Here is a 19391-nt window from a genome sequence, read left to right as displayed (position 1 = left end):
CACCCGCGTCCGGTCAGCCGCCGTGGGTCCGCCTGCGTCGGGTGAGGACGAGCACCGCGACGCCCGCGGTGGTCAGCAGCGCGGCGAGCAGCACGGCCGTGCCCACACCTCCGACGCCGGTCGAGGCCAGGCCCTTCGGCTTGGGCGCGGACGCCGCCGGCGAAGTGGTCGGGACCGGGCCGGCGGACGTCGTGCCGGCGGAGGTAGTGCCGGCGGAGGTCGTGCCGGCGGAGGTCGTGCCGGCGGAGGTCGTGGTGCTCGTGCTCGGGGGTGCGCAGGCTCCGTTGTCCGTGGGGTCGACGTCGCCGACGGCGATGGTGAAGACGTCGCTGTCGGCGACCGTGCGGCCGTCGGCGAGGGTCGCGGCTACCTCGATGGTGATCCGGTAGGTGCCCTCCGCGCCGAAGGCCCAGTTGGCGTGCGCGTGGGTGCCGAGCGGGACGACGATGGTGTCGGGCAGGCCGTCTCCCGAGTCGACCAGCAGGACGGGGGTGATGTCACTGAGGAAGACACCGAGGCGGCCCGGACCGTCCACCCCGGTCACCCGCAGGTCGACGCGGCCGGCGACGTCCTGCGGGCTGAGGGACTCGGTGTTCCAGCCGGCCCACACGATGCCGGGGATCTGGGTCTGCGGGATGATCCAGACCGGTGCCCCCGGTGTGCCCAGGAACGAGTAGGCGGGGTCGTTGGGCACGGTGTTGCGCGCGGCGGGGACCACGTGCAGCACGACGTCGGCCGGATCGCGCCACACGGCCCGGTCAGGCCCGGCAGTGCCGTCCTTGACCCGGGTGTTCAAGCCGCCGTCGAGAACGCGTGGGGCGATGAGATCGACGTGGCCGTCGTTGAGGACCACGCACGACGTGGGTGGCGCGGTGGTGGTCGTCGTGCCCGTGGTCGTGGTGGTCGCACCTGTGGTGGTCGTCGTCGTGTCAGTCGTCGTGGTCGTCGTCGTGGAGGGATCTGTACCCGTGCCGGGCTTCACGGTCGTGGGATCGACCGCGCCGACGGCGATCGCATAGGTCGTGGTGTCGCGCAACGGCGATCCGTCGGGGGTGGTGGCCGTGACGGTGACGGTGAGCCGGTAGACGCCTTCGGCGTTGAACATCCAGTTGGCGTGCGCGTGGGTGCCCAGCACCAGCGGATGTTGCTGCGGCAGCGGCAGCGCGGTGTCGAACACGCGGGGCAGGGGTTCGCCGACCGGTCCGGTCTGGAACACGGTGAGGTTGCCGGGTGCGGGACTGCCGGGCAGGTCGCCGCCGACCGCGTCGAGGGTCCAGCGCACCGAGTCCGGGTCGACCTGGTCGGGCGTCAGGCCCTCGGTGTTCCACCCCGCCCAGACGATTTCGGGGATCTGCACCTCGGGGATGTGCCACAAACTGCTGCCCACCGGGCCGAGGAACGCGTACTCGGGGTTCTCGGGCACCTCGATGTACGACTCGGATTTGACGTGGGTGACGACCTGTTCGGGGTCGCGGACCGTCGGCGGAGTGGTGTTGCCGTCCTTGTAGCGGATGTCCAACGCGCCGCCGACGACGACCGGCGCGAGCAGGTCCACGTGCCCCACGTCGACGACGGTCGTGGTCTCGACGGCCAGGGCCGGGGTGAGGGACAGCGCGGCGAGACCAGCGACCGCGAAGGCGGCAACCGCGGCTCTCACGCGGGTCGGGGTGGTCACGGGTTCTCCTTGGCGGGGCGGCGGCGGGCGAGCACGAGCGCGGCGGCGCCCGTCACGACCAGGACGAGCGCGAGACCGGCAGTGGCGGGCAGTGCAGCGGGACCGGTGGACGCCAGGCGGTTCGGGGTGCCGGTCTGCCGGCCGGTGTCGTCCGGCTGCTGCGGTGGGACCGGGGCGCCGTCGCCGACGACGAACGTGAGGGTCTCCGTGTCGGTCAGCGTGCCGACGGTCCCAGGCGCGGTGACAGCGAAGGTGAGCTGGTAGCGGCCGGGTTCGGCGAACACCCAGTTGGCGTGCGCGTGGGTGCCGAGCGGGACGGAGAGGGTGTCCGGCAGGCCGTCGGTGTTGTTGAAGATGATCTCCGGCGCGCCGAACGAGCCGGTGGTGAACAGGCCGAAAGCACCCGGCCCGTCGACCGCGGTCAGCGTCCACGTCACCGGGCCCGACACCTCGGCCGGGCGCAGTTCCTCGGTGTTCCAGCCGGTCCACAGCAGGTCGGCCCGCTGGGTCTGCGGCAGCAGGAACACCTGCTTGCCCGCGCCGCCGAGGAAGGACAGCGCCGGTTGCGCCGGCAGTTCGGTGCGCGCGGCGGCCGTGACGCGGAACTCGACGTCCGCGGGTTCGCGCCAGGTCGTGACGCCGGTGGCGGTGCCGTCCTTGACCTGGACGTGCAGACCGTCCGGCAGCAGGCGGAGCGCGACGGCGTCGACGTGGCCGCGGTCCAGGGTGACCCGGCCGGTGGCCGTTGGCGGCTGCTGCGCGGCGGCGACCTGCGGTTGTGGCGTGGCGACGGCCGGAAGTTGCGGGAGTGCCCGGAACTCGGTGGCGACTTCGGGCAACTCGGCTTCCGGCCGCTCGACTTCAGGCCGCTCAGCTTCAGGCCGCTCGACTTCAGGCCGGCCGACCTCCGGTCGGGCCTTCTCGGTGACGACCAGCCGGTAGTCGCGCTCGACGGCCAGCGGCCGGCCGTCGAGCGCGTGGGCGGCGGCTTCGACGCGGAGCAGGTGCTCCCCAGGCGCCGGCACGTCGACGCTCAGCGTTCCGCTCGCGGCCACCGGGACCGTGACCGGATTCCCGTGCGGCGCTTCCACCGCGGACGCGTTCGCCAGCGAGGTGCGCAGTTCGACCCGGTCCCCGAACACCGCGCCGGGCTCGATGGCGGTGGTGTCCCAGCTCAGTTCCACTCGTTCGGCTTCGGCGGTGACCGCGAGGGCGTCGGGTGGTCCGTCGAGTGCCAGTCGGCCGGCGTCCACGTCCAGCACGGCGTCCGCGGTGGGCACATCTGGTGGGGTGGTCGGTGTGGGCTCGGCGATCGCGACCGGTGCGGTCATCAGCAGCGCGGCGGCCACGCCGAGCAGCGCGCCGGTCCGGGTGGGGGTCACGACTTCTCCTCGGCGAGCACGGTGTCGAGCGCGGTGGCGGGGACGGCGGTCCGGCTGGTCCGGGTGAGCAGGCCGTGGCGCGGCGCGAAGAGCCAGCACAGCAGGAAGACCGCGGTGAGGGTGAGCACGATGAGTCCGCCGGCAGCCAGGTCGAGCGCGTAGGACAGGTAGAGGCCGAGCACGCTGCCGCCCGCGCCGATCAGCGGCGCCAGCAGCATCATCACGCCGAGGCGGTCGGTGAGCAGGCGGGCCGCCGCGGCGGGGGTGACGAGCAGGGCGAGCACGAGGATGTTGCCCACGGCCTGCAACGAGATGACGATGGCCAGGGTCACCATGACGTGCAGCGCCACGTCCAGCCAGAACACCGGGAGTCCGACCGCGCGGGCCTGTTCCCGGTCCAGCGTCGTGGCCACGAAGCGGCTGTTGAACAGCGCCGTGCACAGCAGCACCCCCGCGCCGATCACCGCGACCGAGAGCACGTCGGAATCGCTGATGCCCAGGATCGAGCCGAACAGGAACGACTCCAGCGAGCCGCCGTATCCCGGCGCGGTGCTGAGGATGACGATGCCCAGCCCGAAGGAGGCGGCGAAGAAGATCCCGATCACCGAGTCCTCCTTGAGCCTGCGGTTCTGCGAGAACACCGCGATCAGCAACGCGGTGATCACGCCCGCGACCGCCCCGCCCAGCACCAGGTTGGTGCCGAGCACGAAGGCGACCGCGATGCCGGGGAAGACCGCGTGCGAGACGGCGTCGCCGATGAACGCCATGCCGCGCAGCACGACGTGGCTGCCGATCACGCCGCAGACCACGCCCGACATCAACGCCACCAGCAGCGCGCGGCGCCAGAAGTCGTACTCCCACGGCGCGGTCAGGAACTCCAGGAACGCGGTCACCCCGCCACCCCCAACGCCTTGAGCAGCTGCTCGGCCCGGTCCAGGCCGAAGGTGCGCAGCCAGATGTCGGTGTCTGCCAGCGCCGCCGGTTCGTCGTCGGCGACGACGGTGCGGTTGAGCAGGCACAGTCGGCCGCACAACGCGGTGGCGGCAGCGAGGTCGTGGGTGGTCATGAGCACCGCCACGCCTTCGTCCCGCAGTTCGGTCAGCAACGTGCTCAGCAGCTCCTGGGTGGGGGCGTCGATGCCGGTGAACGGCTCGTCCAGCAGCAGCACCTCGGGCCGCAGGGCCAACGCGCGGGCGACGAGCACCCGTTGCCGCTGGCCGCCGGACAGCTCGCCGACCGGCCGGGTCCGCAGGTCCGCCATGCCGACGCGGTCCAGGGCGTCGGCCACGGCTTCGCGGTCACGGGCCGTGCGGCGACGCAGCAGGCCGGTCAGGTGCGTGCGTCCGGTGGCGACCGCGCCCTCGACCGTGACGGGGAAGTCCCACGCGAATTCGTGGCGCTGCGGCACGTAACCGAGCGAGCCCTGGGCCTGGCGCGACGTGCGACCGCCGACGACGACCGTGCCGCGGTGCACCGGGACCAAGCCGAGCGCGGTGCGCAGCAGGGTCGTCTTTCCCGCGCCGTTGGGCCCGATCAGGCCGACCAGCTCACCGCGCCGCAACCGGAAGTCCACATCGGACAGAACTTCACGGCCGCCGAGGTGCACGGTCACGCCGGTGATCTCCAGCACCAGGTCAGTCATCAGTCCCCCTCTTGGCACGGCGGGACCGGACAGCGAACGCTGCCGCCGCCCCTGCCACGAGCACGCCACCCGCCGCGATCCAGCCCCACGGCGGGCCTTGAACGTCGCGTTCCGCGGAGGTCGTGCCGGACGGCGGGGCGCTCGGCGTGGTGGTGAACGCCATCGCCGGGTCGCCCGGACCGACGTGCACCTGCAACGTCGCACGGTCGCCGCGACCGTCGGCGGTGGCCATCTCCACGTCCAGCGAGTAGGCGCCGGGCGCGGTGAACACCCAGTTGCCGTGCACGTGGGTGCCCGCCTCGACGCCGGTCTCCTGCGGGTAGGGCCGCTCGCTGCTGAAGATCGTCTCCGGCGTGCCGAAGTTGCCGGTGAGGAACAGCTCGAAGCGACCGGGCCCCTCGACGCCGTGCAGCCGCCAGTCCACCTCGCGGCCCACGACTTCGGCGATGCTCGGGTCCTGGGTGTTCCACCCGGGCCACACCACCCGCTGGTCCTGCACCTGCGGCAGCACCCAGATGTCGGCGCCCGGCGTGCCGAGGAACGCGTAGGCGGGATCCTCGGGAACGGTGGCCTTGGCCACGTCCGCCACCTGGAGCACGACGTCGGCGGGATCCCGCCACACCGGCCCGTCACCGGTGTCGTCGCGGAGCTGGAGGATCCACTCGCCGTCGACCAGACGGGGACCGAGGTCCACGTGGCCGTCGGCGATGACGACCGTGGCCTCGGCGTGCGCGACCGGCTGCACGAGCAGGAACGCCGCGGCGGTGGCGAGCAGGGCCTGGATCAGGCGAGGCACCGGGCGATCTCCTCCGCGTTGTGGCGCATCATGTCCGCGTAGCTGCGGGCGTTCTCGTCGAAGGAGTCGCCGTAGAGCAGGCACACCTGGACGCCCTGGTCGCGGGCGACCTGGGTGAGCACCGAGCCGCGTTGGGCGAGGTTGGGTTCCATGAAGACGGCGGGCACTTTCAGGTTGCGGACGGTCTCGGTCAGCTTGCGCACGTCCTCGACGCTGGGTTCCTGCGCGGGATTGGGCACCACGAACCCGGCCACGGTCATCTCGTAGGCGCTGGCGAAGTAGCCGAACCCGTCGTGCGTGGTGACCAGGTGGCGGCGGTTGCGTGGAACGGCCGCCACGGTGGCGCGGACCTGCGCGTCCAGCTCGTCGAGCCGGGCGGTGTAGTCGCGGGCGTTGCGGTCGTAGTCCGCGGCGCCGTCGGGGTCGGCGGCGCGCAGCGTGTCGCGGATCAGTTCGGCGTAGGCACGGCCGTTGCGCACGTCCTGCCACAGGTGCGGGTCGATCTCGCCGTGCACGTGCTTGCCCAGCACCGCTTGCGGTAGCTGGTGCACCGAGGCGCCGGGCACGCCGAGGAACGCGAACCGCGCGTCGTCCGGCACTGTGGTGATCGCCTTGTTCGGCACCTCGATCACGGCGTCCGCGGCGCGCACGACCTCCTGGGTGGCGCCGCCGGCGCGGTCGTTGAACGTGTACAGCTCGCCGGTGTCCAGGTCGACCGTCAGGTCCGTGTGCCCCTCGCCCAGCACTGTCCCCGCGATGCCGGTCGGGTCGACGCCCACCGCGAACGTGAAGACGCCCTCGCCCAGCGCCACCTCGTCAACGCCGTTGAGCAGCGACGCGCGCATCGTCAGCCGGTAGGTGCCGGGGGCGGTGAACGCCCAGTTGAGGTGGGTGTGCGCGGCGGGCGGCAACGTGGTCGAGTCCACATCGGACAGACCGTCGCCGGAGTCGAAGTACACCACCGGCTTGCCGAGGGACTCGGTCAGGTAGGCCACCAGCCTGCCCGGACCGTCCACGGCGGTCGCCGTCAGCCGCACTTCGGAGGTGCGCGTGGCGCCGCGCTGCTTGCCGTCGCCGCGCACCCGCAGCCCGAACCACAGCACGTCGAGCCCGACGTTCTCCACCAACGGGATCACGTGCGCGCCATAGGTCTCCGACGCCTCGGCCAGCGAGACGTTCGGAGTCCCCTCGCGCGCGTTGGCGTCGATGGCCTTGATGAGCCGCTGTTCCTCCAGCAGCAGGTGGTTGGTGAACGTCACGTCCGCCGCGGCCACCTTCTTCGCGTCGGCGGGCGTGGGCTCGTAGGAGTGCGGGTCGCCGCCGGGCGGCACCAGCGAGTCCACCCGGACGCGCTCTCCCCCGACGTTGCGGACCAGGTCGGCGAGGATCTCGGTGGTGGCGACCACGGACAGGCCGTCACCGTCGCTTGTTCCGCCCGCCGAGGTGCACGCGGTCACCGTGAGCAGGACCGCGCACAAGGACGCGGCGGCCCGTGAGGGCGCACGCACTCGCATGTGTTCTCGAACCTCCAGACGCCCGGCACCGGACCGGTGGGGCACCGCGAACTTAATACGAACGACAATCGTTTTCAATCCGCCATCCGGCCCTGTTGACAACGATTGCCGTTGGCGACACTGGCCACGATGAACACCACCGAGGAACACTCCACCGGCCCATCGACAGACGACCCGGCCGAGGCCGAGGCGGTGTACCTGGAGGCGCACCTGGCCCTCCTCGCACCGCTCGACGTCCGACCGGGTGACGTGGTCGCGGACATCGGCCCCGGCGCGGGCGCGGTCACCGTCGAGCTGGCACGGGCCGTGGGCGACACCGGCCGGGTCTACGCGGTGGACAACGACCCGGCGATGCTCGACGCGGTGGCCCGATCGGCACGTGAAGCCGGTGTGGCCGACCGCGTCCGACTCGTCCCGCACGACCTGGAGCAGGGTGCGCCACCGCTCCCGGAGACGGTGTCGGCCGTGTGGTCAGCGGCTTGCGTGCACCACACCCGCGACTGGGGCGCGGCCGTCGCCGACCTCGCCGGCCTGCTGCGGCCAGGCGGGGTGCTCTGCGTGGCCGAAGGCGGACTGCCCACTCGCTGCCTGCCGTGGGACGTGGGCGTCGGACCACCCGGGCTGGAGACGCGCCTGGACGAGGCGCACAGCCGCTGGTTCGCCGACTGGTTCCACAGCCCCCCTGGTCAGGCGCGCCAGACCAGGGGGTGGGTGGACCTGCTGTCCGACGCCGGCCTGGTCGGGGTCACCAGCCGCAGCGCGCTGGTGGACGTGCCCGCCCCGCTGCCGGAGCACGTGCACGCCGTCGTCCTCACCGAGCTCGCGGCCCGCGTCGACCGGGCACGCCGGTTCCTGACCGAGGAGGACACCGCGGCCTGGACCCGCCTACTCGATCCCGCCGACACCGCGTGGGCGGGACGGCGCACCGACCTGGCGCTGCTCACGGCCCTGTCCGCCCATCGGGGACGCGCACCGGTAGGTGGCTGACCACCGAATGCCGACTCCCACATCATGGGAAGTGGACCGTTCGGCCGTACTGAAAACGATAATCGTGTGCAACTCTTCTGGCACGGCCCTCCTGGACCGCACCGCACCACCCGCACGAATGGAGTGCACCGACCTTGCGCACGACTGCACGCATCGCCTTGCTCATGACCGCGGTGACCGGCCTGTCCGGCCTCGTCGCCGCACCCACGAACGCCGCACCGGTCGTCCCGATCGACACCGGGCACGTCGACGTCTTCGGCGTCGCCTACGAGGGCGGCGAGTTCGACCTGCACGTCCACGACGAGACCGCCGACGTCGAGTACGCCCCGTCCGAAGTCCTGCTGGTCGCCAAGTCCGCGGCGAAGACCACCGTGCCCGCCGACCCCGCCTACGCCTTCCTCGGCGCACCCGGCGCACCGGTCTGGGTGCTGCCCGAGATCGACGACCCGAACCTGCTGTGGCCGGGCATCGCCACGGAGGAGGTGGAGCCCGGCGTCTTCGTCGACGGCTCGCTCCGCCTGCGCGTCGTGGGCGTCTGCGGCCCCGACGACTTCAGCATCTTCACCACCGACGCGGTCGGCGCGCCGAACGTGCTGGTCGACAGCGGCAACGGACTGCCCGACAGCATCGACCTGACGGCCGGCAGCCACCTGCACGCCAACTGGGCGTTCGAGGCGGCCGGCCGCTACAGCGTCACCGTCCGCGCCACCGGCACCCTCGCCGCGACCGGCGAACGCGTCACTTCCGCGCCCGCCACCTACTCCTTCAAGGTGAACCGATGATCGCCCGCCTCACCGCCGCCGCACTCGCCGCCGGGCTCGCCCTGCTCACCACGGGAACGGCGCACGCGGCCGTGACCATCTCCTCCGGCCACGTCGACGCCATCGACATCGACTGGACCGGCAGCACGCTCACGCTCGACCTCCGCGACAGCACCGTGTCACCGGCCGTCGACCGCGACCCGTCGACCGTGACGCTCAACGCGGTGTCGGCGAGCAAGTCGACCGTCCCGTCCGGCAGCGCCTACTCGTTCCTCGGCGCACCGGGATCGACGTTCTGGGTCCTGCCGCAGAACCAGGTCAGCGGCATCCTGTGGCCGGGCCTCGACACCGGAGGTGTCCCCAGCGGTGTGCTGCTGAACAACACGGTGACCGTGAAGCTCGTCTCGGTCACGGGCCCCGCCGACTTCAGCGTCTACACCACCGGCTTCGGCGGGTCCGTGAGCGTGTGGTTCGACAGCGGCAACGGGCTGCCCGACAGCCGGAACCTGGCGGTCAACACCCACGCCCACGCCAACTGGGCGTTCGAGGCGGCCGGCACCTACACCGCCGTCTTCGAGGTCACCGCGACCAAGGCGGCCGGCGGTTCGGTCACCACCGGCCAGAAGAGCTACACCTTCACCGTGCAACCCTGACCACCGTTGAACTCTGACATCACCGACGTCCGCGGTCTCACCCGTCCGGTGAGGCCGCGGACGTCGGCGGCGGCCGGCGTGTTGTTCGCGGTGTAGCCGGTCAGGCCGTCGTGCAGGTGACAGCGGCCGGGACGGGGTTGGCGCCGGCCCACGAGCCGACGAAACCGAACGACGTGCTGCCGCCGGCGGCGACGGATCCGTTGTAGTTCGCGTTGCGCACCGAGACGTCTTGACCATTGGCGGTGAGCGTGCCGTTCCAGACTTGGTTCAGGCTCTGTCCAGTCGCGAGGGTCCACTTCACCGTCCACCCCGAGATGGCGGTCGACGAGTTGTTCCGGACGGTGACCTCACCCTGGAAGCCGCCGTTCCACTGGCCGGTCACGCGATAGGTCGCGGTGCAGCCCGTGCCGTTGTTGCCTGTCGTAGTGGTGGTCGTGGTCGTCTTGGTGCCGCCGAGGGCTTCATACACAGCCCAGTAGGAGGGCTTCTTGTTGAAGTTCTCGTCGTAGATCAGGGCCGCGCCCTCGCCGGGGAATACCGAGGGGATCCAGGAGTAGCCGTCGGAGAAGTCCCAGACGGTGATGCCGACGCAGCGGGTCACGGCGAGGCAGGCGTTGGTGACAGTCCGGTAGTCGGTCGCCTGCTGGGCGTCCTTGGCCGCGTCGCGGGGCGTGCGCATCCGGATGTCGAGTTCGGTGATGGCGACGTCGACGCCGAGGTCGGCGAAGCGCTGGATGTTCTGCTGCAACGTGCTGGGTACCTGGCCGAGGATCAGGTGGGCTTGGAGGCCGACGCCGTCGATGGGGATTCCCTGCTGCTTGAACGACTTCACCAGGTCGTACATGGCGTCGCTCTTCGGCCCGATGCCCTCGACGTTGTAGTCGTTGTAGTAGAGCTTGGCGTTCGGGTCGGCGGCACGGGCGGCCTTGAACGCCTCCGCGATGTAGCCGTCGCCGATCTTCTGCTGGAACACCGACTGCCGCCGGGTCCCGTTCTCCTCGAACGCCTCGTTCACGACGTCCCAGTGGACGACCTTGCCCTTGTAATAACCGGCGACGTTCGCGATGTGGTCGCGCATCACGCCCAACAGCTCACCGGCGGGCACGTCGTTGACCCAGCCCGGCAGCTGGTTGTGCCACACCAGGGTGTGGCCGCGCACGATCTGGTTGTGCGCCTGGGCGAACTCGACGATCTTGTCGGCCTGCGAGTAGTCGAACCGGCCGCGGTTGGGTTCGATGTACTGCCACTTCTGGGTGTTGCCGACGGTGATCTGGTTGAACTCGCTGCCCAAGACTGCGGTGTAGGGGGCGTTGTCCAAGGTCGGGTTGTCCGTCGCCGAGCCGAAGTAGCGGCCCTTCGCGACGGCGAGCTGCCCCAGGGTCGGCTCGGCGGCCGCCGAGGACGGTGCGGCGACCGCCAAGCCGACGGCAAGCGTGCCCGCGACGGCGACGGCCGTGGCGGCGAGGACGCGGCGTGTGCGGCCTACTCGTGCTGACATGTTCCTTCTCCTGACATCGGTGTCGGGACCGACCGCGCGGACGCGCCAGGGGCGGTGGCATGCCGTGCCGGCCGGGTGGTGACCGGGCGGTGGGCATGTAGCGACCGCCGGGCCAGAAACTTTCGGTAGAACTGCCGAATGTTAACAGTCAGCCAGACAGTAAAGCCGCGTCACAGCGGTCGTCAAGACGTTCATGGCCGCCAGTCGAAACATTCGGCCGCGGTGGCCCTGGCACTACACTCCGGCCATGACCTCGACCAGCCACCCGTCGGCCAAAAGTGTCGAGCGCGGGGGTGCGACCATCGCTCGCATCGCCGAGCTGGCCGGGGTCTCCACCGCCACCGTGTCCAAGGTCGTCAACGGACGCGCGGAGGTCGCCCCGGACACGCGGGCCTTGGTGGAGAACGTGATCCGCGAGCACGGCTACCGCAGGCAGAAGAAGCAGAACCGGGCCACGCTGGTCGAGATCGTCCTGCACGAGCTCGAAGGCGCCTACGCCATGGAGGTGATCAAGGGCGTCGAGCGGGTGGCGAGCGAGAACGAGCTCGCCGTCGTGGTCACCGAACTGCACGGCAGGCACACACCCGGGCGTACCTGGATCGAAGGCGTCCTGACCCGCAAGCCGGCCGGCGTGATCACCGTCTTCTCCGGCCCGACACGGGCCCAGCAGGAACAGCTGGCCGCCCGCGGGATCCCGTTCGTCCTCGTGGATCCGACCAACGACCCGGAGCACGACTACCCGTCAGTGGGCACCAGCAACTGGAGCGGTGGCCTGACCGCCACCCGCCACCTGCTCGACCTCGGCCACCGGCGCATCGCCGCCATCACCGGCCCGTCGCAGATGCTCTCCAGCCGCGCCCGCCTCGACGGCTACCGCGCGGCACTGGACGCCGGGAACGTGCCCGTCGACCCGGAACTCATCCGTGAAGGCGACTTCAACGTGGTGGACGGCCTCACCCACGGCCGTGACCTGCTGCGCCTCAAGGACCCGCCGACCGCCGCCTTCGCGTTCAACGACGCCCAAGCCTTCGGCGTCTACCAGGCCGCGCACGAAGCGGGCGTCCGGATTCCGCAGGACCTGAGCGTGGTGGGCTTCGACGACCTGCCGCCCGCCCAGTGGGCGATCCCGGCGCTGACCACCGTCCACCAGCCGCTGAGCGACATGGCAGCCGCGGCCACCACCATGATCGTCACCCTGAGCCAAGGCGAACCCCTCACCCAGAACCGCCTGATGTTCACCACCGAACTGGTGATCCGCGCCAGCACAGCCCCGCCGCGATGAGTCTTGATGGTCAGGACCACACGCCGAACCACTGCTCGGCGCCGTACGCCTCGAACCTCTCCACCTCGGTAAACCCCAGCTTCACCGCGAGGCGCATCGCGCGGTCGTTGGCGGCCTGGGTGGCGAGCACCACCGGCACGTTGGGAAGCGCGTCGGCGAACCAGCCGAGCGCCGGGCCCGCGACAGGTTGCCGGCCATGACCGACCTTGGATCCGTCGCCTGGCCACCTGCCCCGATCAGGACCGAGCGCTGGGCGACGCCCGATGGCGGGTGCGCCCCGATCGCCGGTCCGAACGACATACCCGCCGGTTTCCCGGCCCTCGGTGGTCGATTGCTAGCGTTACGCGGTGTCTGAGAGAGAGCACGCCGGGCGGATCCTCGACGGCCGGTTCGAGCTGCTGGAGCGACTGGGCAGCGGTGGGATGGGGACGGTCTGGCGCGCGCTTGACCTTGGGCTGCAACGTGAAGTCGCCATCAAGGAGGTTCGACCGGCCGACGCCGACCAGATCGAGAGCAATCCCGCGATGGCGGCCCAACTCCGGGAGCGGGTGTTGCGCGAGTCCCGGGCGCTCGCCCGGTTGCAGCACCCGAACGTCGTGTCGATCTACCAGATCATCGAGTCGGCCGACTCGCCGTACCCGTGGATCGTCATGGAACTGGTCCGCGGCACGTCGCTGGACGCGCGGCTGAACGAGGGTGTGCTCACCCCGATCGAAGCGGCGAGGGTCGGGCGGGACGTGCTCGCGGCGCTGCGCTCGGCCCACTCGGCGGGCGTGATGCACCGCGACGTCAAGCCGGGCAACGTGTTGCTGCGGACGGACGGCAGCGCCGTGCTCACCGACTTCGGCATCGCCGCCTTACAGGGCTCGACCCAGCTCACCGCGACCGGCGACGTCATCGGGTCCCCGGAGTACATCGCCCCGGAGCGGCTGCGCGGCGACGAGACGCACACCGCGTCGGACATCTGGTCGCTCGCAATGCTGCTGTACGTGGCCGTCGAGGGCTATCACCCGATGCGCCGCGCGACCACGATGGCAACCCTCGCCGCCGTGATGACCGAGCCGGTCCCGCCGCCGCGGCGTGCGGGCTCCCTTGCGCCGGCGCTCAACGCGGCCCTCCGCAACGAACCGGCGGAACGGCCGAACGGCGAGGTGCTGGACCAGATGTTCGCCGCCGCCGAGCGCGAGTCGACGCCCCTGGGACATCCCACGCCGACCGGGTTCGACATCATCGGGCCGCCGAGCGGTCCCCAGCTCCAGCAGTACTGGCCGTCCGGACCGACGCACACACCGACACCGACACCGGTACCGATCAGCGGGCCGCATCCCCACGGCTACGCGCAGTCCTACCCGACCCCGCTCCCGAAGACGCGCAACAGGACGGGCGCGGTGGTGCTCTCGCTGGTCGGGGTGGCCTTGATCGCCGCGACCACGGTGCTGGTGGTCCACCTGACCGGCGCGAAGGACTCGGCGAACTCCCCCACGGGCACAGCGACCACGTCGACGACGACCGAGCCGACCACCGGCCCGACCACGGGACCGACCACCGGCCCGACGACGACAGTCGCCCCCGCGGTGAAGGACGACCTGCTCACGCCCGCCGGCGCACGCCAAACGGTCGTGGCGCTCAGCGAAGTGATGGGCGGCACCAAGGTGTCCGAGCTGACGCTGTGGCCGGAACACGCATCGGCCGTCGCCCCGACGGCGGCGGTCGCGCACGGGTTCGACGACTTCGAGTACAGGAACGGCAAAGCGACCAGGAAGGGCCCGGACGGGGTGGACGCCGACCGCGCCGTGTTCGACCTGAACGACGTCAACTGGGACGCCCTGCCCGCGCTGTTCGAGCGGGCGAACAAGGACCTGGGCGTCCCGCAACCGACCATGCGGTACCTGATCGTGGACACCGACATCATCAACGACACCCCGTCGATGAAGCTGTACCTGACCGACGACTACGGCGGCGCGTACCTCCAGGCGAACCTGAAGGGCGAGGTCCAGAAGACCTACCCGCGCGACAAGTGACCCGTACCTGACACACGACGGCGACCTTCGACGTCCCGGGTTAGTGGTCCGACACCGGCCAGACGTCGGCGGTCGCCTCATGATCGGCGGCCCGCGCTGCTTCGCGTAGGCTGCCGTTCGTGGCTGCGGACGGGCGCGCGGGCGGTGAGGTGCGGGTCTCCTGGATCGCGGACCTGGCCGGGGTGTCCGCTTCGACCGTGTCGAAGGTGATCCACGGGCGGCCGGGCGTGTCCGATGGGACGCGCCGGCGCATCGAGGAGTTGATCCGCGAGCACGGCTTCCAGAAGAGCGAGAAGATCGAGGCGGTCCCGATCGTCGAGGTGGTCTTCCAGTCGCTGGACAGCCTGTGGGCGTTGGAGATCATCCGCGGGGTCGAGGAGGCGGTCCGCCCGGACGGCCTGGCCGTGACGCTGACCGAGATGCAGGGCGGCCACACCCCGGAGAGCGCGTGGGCGCGGCAGATGCTGGCCCGCCGACCCGTCGGTGTCATCGCGGTCTCCGCCGAGTTCAGCGAGGCCCAGTTGGCGCAGCTCGGCAGCCGCGCCATCCCGCTGGTCGCGCTCGACCCCACCGGTGAGCCGACCCACTCGATCCCGTCGGTGGGCGCCACGAACTGGAACGGCGGCCTGGTCGCCACCCGTCACCTGATCGGGCTCGGTCACCGCCGCATCGCGATGGTCAACGGCCCGTCGGAGTTCCTGTGCTGCCGCGCCCGCCTGGACGGCTACCGCGCGGCCCTCGACGCGGCCGGCGTGCCGCAGGACCGCAAGCTCGTGCGGACCGCGCCGCTGTACCACGACGGCGGCCGGGACGCCGCGCGCGAGTTGCTGCGCCTGCCCAGCCGGCCCACCGCCGTCTTCGCCGCCAACGACCTGCAAGCCCTGGGTGTCTACGACGCCGCGCGCGAGGCGGGCCTGCGCATCCCGCACGACCTGAGCGTGGTCGGCTTCGACGACCTGGCGTTCACCCAGTGGTCCGATCCCCCGCTGACGACCGTGCGGCAGCCGTTGCGGCGCATGGGTGCGGAGGCCGCCGGGATGCTCCTGACCATGGCGGCGGGCGGTGAGCCGGACAACGACCGCGTCGAGTTGCCGACGAAGCTCGTCGTCCGGGGCAGCACCGCGCCGCCGCCGTGACCCGGCGTCAGCCCGTGCAGGTGTAGCCCGAGGGCAGTGCGGTGTTGCCGTTGGGGCGTGCCGCCTGGAACCCGAACTCGGCCGTCGCCCCTGGCGCCAGCGTGCGGATGGCCCGCGCGGTCACGGTCTGGCCGTTGGTGGACACCCCCGCGTTCCACGACCCGAGCACCGAGTGCCCGGACGGCAGGGTGAACGTCACGGTCCACGTGATCGCCGACGCCCCGGTGTTGGTGACCCGCACCGGTTGCATGACGTAACCGGTGCCCCACTGGCTCTGGGTCGTGGCGACGACGGTGCAGCCGACCCCGCCGCCCTGCACGGTCACCGAGACCTCGGCCGATGCGGAGGACGTGTTACCCGCCGCGTCCCGCGCCCGCACCTGGTACCGGTAGCTGCCCGCGCTCAGGCCGTTGTCGGTGTGGGACGTGCCCGACGCGGAACCGACCTGCGTGAACGTGCCGGACGAGCCGGTGGCGCGCAGGACGTCGTAGCCGGTCACGCCCACGTCATCGGTCGAGGCTCCCCACGACAGCGACACCGAGCCGCCCGAGACCGACGCGGTCAGGCCCGACGGCGTACTGGGGGCGGTCGTGTCCACGGGCGAGCCGGGGCCTGCCTTCTCCGCCGCCCACGCCGAAAGCCACGCCAGCGCGGCGTTCCAGTTCAGCGCCACCTCGTTGACCGACCAGGCGTTGATGTCGTCCAGGTAGCACTTCTGGGGCTTGCAGCCCGCCAACTGCTGCTGTGCGACCGGGTCCTGGAGGTCGACGTTGGGGCCGCCCGCCAGCAACCCGGCCGGCGGGATCGGCAGCGACGGGTCCAGCTGGTTGGCCCAGAACCGGTGGTGCGAGTTGCGGGTGGCGCGCTCGCCGTAGCCGGTCACGTAGGAGTGGTTGAACGGGTTGCGCCCGAACAGGTAGTCCAACGTCTGGTACACGCCGGTCCGGTACTTGGCCTGGCCGGTGAAGTCGTGCGCCAGCGCCAGCACGTTCGCCGCGTTGGCGACCACGCCGTTGGAACCCCAGTAGTAGCCGCTCGCGGGCGCCGGGTAACCCTGGGTCGACGCCTGGTTGAGCAACTTGTCGCCGTAGGAGGCGAACGCCGCGCGGGTGGCCGACACGTCCGAGGCCGACAGGCCGTTGGGCACCATCGCCAACGTCGTGTCACCCAGTCCCGCGGTCCACCACCAGTCGAACCCGCCCTGGTCGAACCCCTTGCCCCGGAAGAAGGACGACCCGGTCACGTCACCGCGGTAGCCGCTGGAACCGGTGGTGGTGAACAGCTCCGCCGCGGCCCAGAAGAACTCGTCGGTCACGTTGTTGTCGACGTACGTGCCGCCACCGTTGCCGTCGTTGGAGTCGGCGTAGCGCGTCGGGTTGGCCTTGGCCGCGGTGTAGGCGCGCTGCGCGGCGGTCAGGGCCCGGGAAGCGAAGTCCGCGTCAATGTTGCGCCACACCCGTGCGGCCTGCGCGGCCACGGCGGCAAGGTTGAGCGTGGAGGCCGTTGTCACGGCCGACAGCAGGCGCGGTTGCGGGTCCTGGTCGGGGCGCATCGGCAGGGCGGTCCAGTTCTCGTCGCTGACCTTGTGCCGCACCATTCCCGCGTCCGCGCGTCCCTCGGGGACCTGCATCTTCATCAGGAACTCGACGCCCCACCGGGCCTCGTCGAGGATGTCGGGCACACCGTTGCCGCGCTCGGGGATCGCGAGCTTGCCATCGCCCAGGGCGGCCCGGTCGGCGCCGTTCACGTGCAGGGTGCGCTCGTACTCGTTGATCAGCTGCCAGGCCGCGATACCGGTGTCCACGCCGTACTTGCCGTGGTCGCCCGCGTCGTACCAGCCACCACGCACGTCGGACGTGTAGCCGCACGACACCCGGCACGGCACCGCGTTGTCGCCCCTGTTCGGGGCCACGTTGAGGTGCCCGGCGGACCGCGCGTGCTGCGAGCCGACGTACTCGGCCTTGATCGGCGTGCCGCTGCGCTGGTGGTAGAAGAACGCCAGGGCGTCGTACCGCAGGCGCTTGAGCGGATCGGCCGAGATGTCGAACGGGCTGCTGTTCGCCCCCGCCACCGACAGCACGTAGCCGGTGCCGGGCGTGTCGAACGACGAGAAGTCGACGATGTGCACGCTGTCGCCCGACAGCGCGTCCGCGCCGCGCACGCTGGTCTGCCCGGAGGCCACGGTCGCACCGGAGGCGTTGCGCAGCGTCCATGCGGCGGGCGAGGCCGAGCCGTTGACCACCGTGGCCTGCTTAGGCAGGCCGGGCACGTAGGCGACCTGGTTGACCTTGACCGCGGGGCCGGCATCGGGAGCCGCCAGTGCGGCGGACGGCGTCAGGGTGGCGGCGGCCAACACCAGAGCCGCCGCTAACGCCACCCCGCGGTGAAGTTGATGAGTGCGCACGGACAGATCCTCCTTGGATCACGCCGCCACCCTGGCCGACACGTTCTCGATCCAGAACGACAGTGTTGCGGACCGGGAGCGCTCCCAGAAGAGCGCCTTCGGCTCTGATGGTGAACCACCAGGCGTGTTCTGGTCAACGTTCTCTCCACAGCGAGAAAATTTCGCAACGAACCCTGGGAACGCTCCCAGGCGGTAACGTCAAAGAATTCGAGCACAACAAAAGGACGTCGACGGCCGTCGCCGCCTCTCCTGGCGACCGCAGTCCAATCAGCGGAAATGGCGGATGTTATCGCTAACTTCGACCGCGCCTGGACCGGATCGGCCCGAGACTGACGCCAGGCAAACCGGCTCGAAAGTTTTCGCGGAAACCCGTGGACGATCGTCACCCAGGGGGCGGTCGCACGCTGTCCCGGGCCACGAGCGTCGGGGTGGAGGTGCGCCGCATCCCGGCGACCGAGCTCCCGTCGATCTGCGCCATCAGCAGTTCCAGGGCGTCCCGGGCGACGGCGTCGAAGTCCGGCCGGACCGTGGTCAACGGCGGGATGAAGTAGGCCGCCTCGGGCACGTCGTCGAAGCCGACCACGCTCACGTCGTGCGGCACGCGCCTGCCGCGCTCGCTCATCGCCCGCAGGATGCCCAGCGCCAGGTGGTCGTTGGCCGCGAAGATCGCCGTGACCTCCGGCATCCGCGCCAGCATCAGGCCCGAGCGGTACCCGGCGGCGGCGCTCCAGTCGGCCGACACGACCGGCGGCACCTCCGCGCCCGCGGACTCCAGCGCCGACCGCCAGCCCTCGATCCGACCGGCGCTGTCGAACCAGTCCGGCGGACCCGACACGTGCCACACCGTGCGGTGGCCAGCCTCCAACAGGTGCCGGGTCGCCGCGACGGCGCCCGCCGCCTGGTCGACGGTCGCCGACGCGGTGGTGCGCCGCGAATCGCCGTCCACCATCACCAGCGGCACGTTGGCGGGAACGGTGTCGACCGCGTCGTGCGCCGAGGTCGTGGGCGCGATGACGACGATGCCGGCCACCCGCTCGTCCCGGTGCCGCTCCAGGGCCGTGGTGATCGACTCGCGGTCCAGCACGTTCGCCCGGTGCGTGGTGACCACGAACCCGGCGTGCGCCGCGACCTGCTCGAACGCGGCCAACAACGAGGACGGCCCGCACAAGGTCGTGTTCTGGGCCACCACGCCGATCAGCTGCGAGCGGCCCGTCACCAGTGTGCGGGCGACCCGGTTCGGGCGGTACCCCAACTCCTCGATCGCCGCCAGGACCCGCATGCGCGTCTGCTCCTGGACGTACGGATGCCCGTTGAGCACCCGCGACACCGTCTGCTGCGAGACCCCGGCGAGCCGGGCGACGTCTGTCATCGCGGGAGCGCCGGTTGTCCTGTTCCCCACTACCGTCCCCATCTGCGCGGCGCCCGCGTGCCGCGGGCGTCGCGGCAACCACTCGGCCCGTGGGTGGTCGTCCGCAACCGAAAGTTTCGACTTAGCAGCCGATCGACGGTGACCAGCACGTCAATGTAGTCACGTCTCTTTTAGCCCGTCAACGCGGGCGGGCGCTAAAGTTTTTAGCTTTATTTTTAGCGGCGACCGACCGTTGACACCCATTTGTGTTATCGCTAACACTGTCGCCACA

At 71.0% G+C, this 19391-nt stretch carries 15 protein-coding genes; 6 read left to right on the top strand and 9 right to left on the bottom strand.

Annotation, left to right across the window (positions count from 1 at the left end; genetic code table 11):
- Positions 1–13: 13 nt before the first annotated feature.
- The 6 genes from F4560_RS03775 to F4560_RS03750 are packed head-to-tail and all read right to left on the bottom strand — an operon-like array spanning position 14 to position 7009.
- A complete protein-coding gene (locus F4560_RS03775) occupies positions 14–1675 on the bottom strand; it encodes a choice-of-anchor M domain-containing protein (RefSeq protein ID WP_184916267.1) in 1662 nt (553 codons plus the stop codon).
- Positions 1672–3057, bottom strand: a complete 1386-nt coding sequence (locus F4560_RS03770) for a choice-of-anchor M domain-containing protein (RefSeq protein WP_184916264.1) — start codon at positions 3055–3057, stop codon at positions 1672–1674. Before F4560_RS03770 ends, F4560_RS03775 begins: the two co-directional genes overlap by 4 nt.
- Positions 3054–3950, bottom strand: a complete 897-nt coding sequence (locus F4560_RS03765; RefSeq protein WP_184916261.1) for an anchored repeat-type ABC transporter permease subunit — start codon at positions 3948–3950, stop codon at positions 3054–3056. The genes F4560_RS03770 and F4560_RS03765 overlap by 4 nt, the downstream gene beginning before the upstream one ends.
- Positions 3947–4699 carry an anchored repeat-type ABC transporter ATP-binding subunit gene (locus tag F4560_RS03760; protein ID WP_184916258.1) on the bottom strand — a complete coding sequence of 251 codons (753 nt, stop codon included), beginning with the start codon at positions 4697–4699 and terminating at the stop codon, positions 3947–3949. Before F4560_RS03760 ends, F4560_RS03765 begins: the two co-directional genes overlap by 4 nt.
- A complete protein-coding gene (locus F4560_RS03755) occupies positions 4692–5495 on the bottom strand; it encodes a choice-of-anchor M domain-containing protein (protein ID WP_184916255.1) in 804 nt (267 codons plus the stop codon). Before F4560_RS03755 ends, F4560_RS03760 begins: the two co-directional genes overlap by 8 nt.
- Positions 5483–7009 carry an anchored repeat ABC transporter, substrate-binding protein gene (locus tag F4560_RS03750; protein WP_184916252.1) on the bottom strand — a complete coding sequence of 509 codons (1527 nt, stop codon included), beginning with the start codon at positions 7007–7009 and terminating at the stop codon, positions 5483–5485. Before F4560_RS03750 ends, F4560_RS03755 begins: the two co-directional genes overlap by 13 nt.
- A 129-nt stretch (positions 7010–7138) precedes the next feature.
- On the opposite strand from F4560_RS03750, the gene F4560_RS03745 reads away from it, so the two are divergent.
- From F4560_RS03745 to F4560_RS03735, 3 genes are all read left to right on the top strand, one after another.
- A complete protein-coding gene (locus F4560_RS03745; RefSeq protein WP_184916249.1) occupies positions 7139–7996 on the top strand; it encodes a class I SAM-dependent methyltransferase in 858 nt (285 codons plus the stop codon).
- Between the two features lie 134 nt (positions 7997–8130).
- Positions 8131–8778, top strand: a complete 648-nt coding sequence (locus F4560_RS03740) for a choice-of-anchor M domain-containing protein (RefSeq protein ID WP_221483320.1) — start codon at positions 8131–8133, stop codon at positions 8776–8778.
- Complete coding sequence (locus F4560_RS03735) at positions 8775–9410, top strand: choice-of-anchor M domain-containing protein (protein WP_184916246.1); 636 nt, start codon at positions 8775–8777, stop codon at positions 9408–9410. Before F4560_RS03740 ends, F4560_RS03735 begins: the two co-directional genes overlap by 4 nt.
- Positions 9411–9510: 100 nt before the next feature.
- Here the strand turns inward: F4560_RS03735 and F4560_RS03730 are convergent, their stop codons facing one another.
- Positions 9511–10908, bottom strand: a complete 1398-nt coding sequence (locus tag F4560_RS03730; protein ID WP_184916243.1) for a glycoside hydrolase family 10 protein — start codon at positions 10906–10908, stop codon at positions 9511–9513.
- 247 nt (positions 10909–11155) lie between these two features.
- Between F4560_RS03730 and F4560_RS03725 the strand changes: the two genes are divergently transcribed.
- The 3 genes from F4560_RS03725 to F4560_RS03710 all read left to right on the top strand — a co-directional run bounded on the left by F4560_RS03725 (position 11156) and on the right by F4560_RS03710 (position 15347).
- The gene (locus tag F4560_RS03725) at positions 11156–12190 is read left to right on the top strand and encodes a LacI family DNA-binding transcriptional regulator (protein WP_184916240.1); all 1035 of its coding nucleotides are present in this window, start codon (positions 11156–11158) and stop codon (positions 12188–12190) included.
- A gap of 347 nt (positions 12191–12537) precedes the next feature.
- On the top strand, positions 12538–14211 hold the full coding sequence (locus F4560_RS03715) for a serine/threonine-protein kinase (protein ID WP_184916237.1): 1674 nt from the start codon (positions 12538–12540) through the stop codon (positions 14209–14211).
- Between the two features lie 119 nt (positions 14212–14330).
- Positions 14331–15347 (top strand): LacI family DNA-binding transcriptional regulator, encoded by a 1017-nt coding sequence (locus F4560_RS03710; RefSeq protein WP_184916234.1) that lies wholly within the window; start codon positions 14331–14333, stop codon positions 15345–15347.
- A 7-nt stretch (positions 15348–15354) separates the two neighbouring features.
- Here the strand turns inward: F4560_RS03710 and F4560_RS03705 are convergent, their stop codons facing one another.
- Positions 15355–17751: a glycoside hydrolase family 9 protein gene (locus tag F4560_RS03705; RefSeq protein WP_312868354.1), complete on the bottom strand. Its 2397-nt coding sequence runs from the start codon at positions 17749–17751 to the stop codon at positions 15355–15357.
- A gap of 382 nt (positions 17752–18133) precedes the next feature.
- Complete coding sequence (locus tag F4560_RS03700; protein WP_246477712.1) at positions 18134–19120, bottom strand: LacI family DNA-binding transcriptional regulator; 987 nt, start codon at positions 19118–19120, stop codon at positions 18134–18136.
- Positions 19121–19391: the final 271 nt, after the last annotated feature.

It is taken from the genome of Saccharothrix ecbatanensis, from assembly GCF_014205015.1.
GTDB classification, from domain to species: domain Bacteria; phylum Actinomycetota; class Actinomycetes; order Mycobacteriales; family Pseudonocardiaceae; genus Actinosynnema; species Actinosynnema ecbatanense.
This window is presented reverse-complemented; position numbering and strand designations above follow the sequence as displayed.

Excerpts from the sequence above, each read along its gene's own strand:
- F4560_RS03700 (WP_246477712.1), bottom strand. The coding sequence starts at position 19,120 with ATGACAGACGTCGCCCGGCTCGCCGGGGTCTCGCAGCAGACGGTGTCG.
- F4560_RS03735 (WP_184916246.1), top strand. The coding sequence starts at position 8,775 with ATGATCGCCCGCCTCACCGCCGCCGCACTCGCCGCCGGGCTCGCCCTG.
- F4560_RS03745 (WP_184916249.1), top strand. The coding sequence starts at position 7,139 with ATGAACACCACCGAGGAACACTCCACCGGCCCATCGACAGACGACCCG.
- F4560_RS03750 (WP_184916252.1), bottom strand. The coding sequence starts at position 7,009 with ATGCGAGTGCGTGCGCCCTCACGGGCCGCCGCGTCCTTGTGCGCGGTC.
- F4560_RS03760 (WP_184916258.1), bottom strand. The coding sequence starts at position 4,699 with ATGACTGACCTGGTGCTGGAGATCACCGGCGTGACCGTGCACCTCGGC.
- F4560_RS03730 (WP_184916243.1), bottom strand. The coding sequence starts at position 10,908 with ATGTCAGCACGAGTAGGCCGCACACGCCGCGTCCTCGCCGCCACGGCC.
- F4560_RS03725 (WP_184916240.1), top strand. The coding sequence starts at position 11,156 with ATGACCTCGACCAGCCACCCGTCGGCCAAAAGTGTCGAGCGCGGGGGT.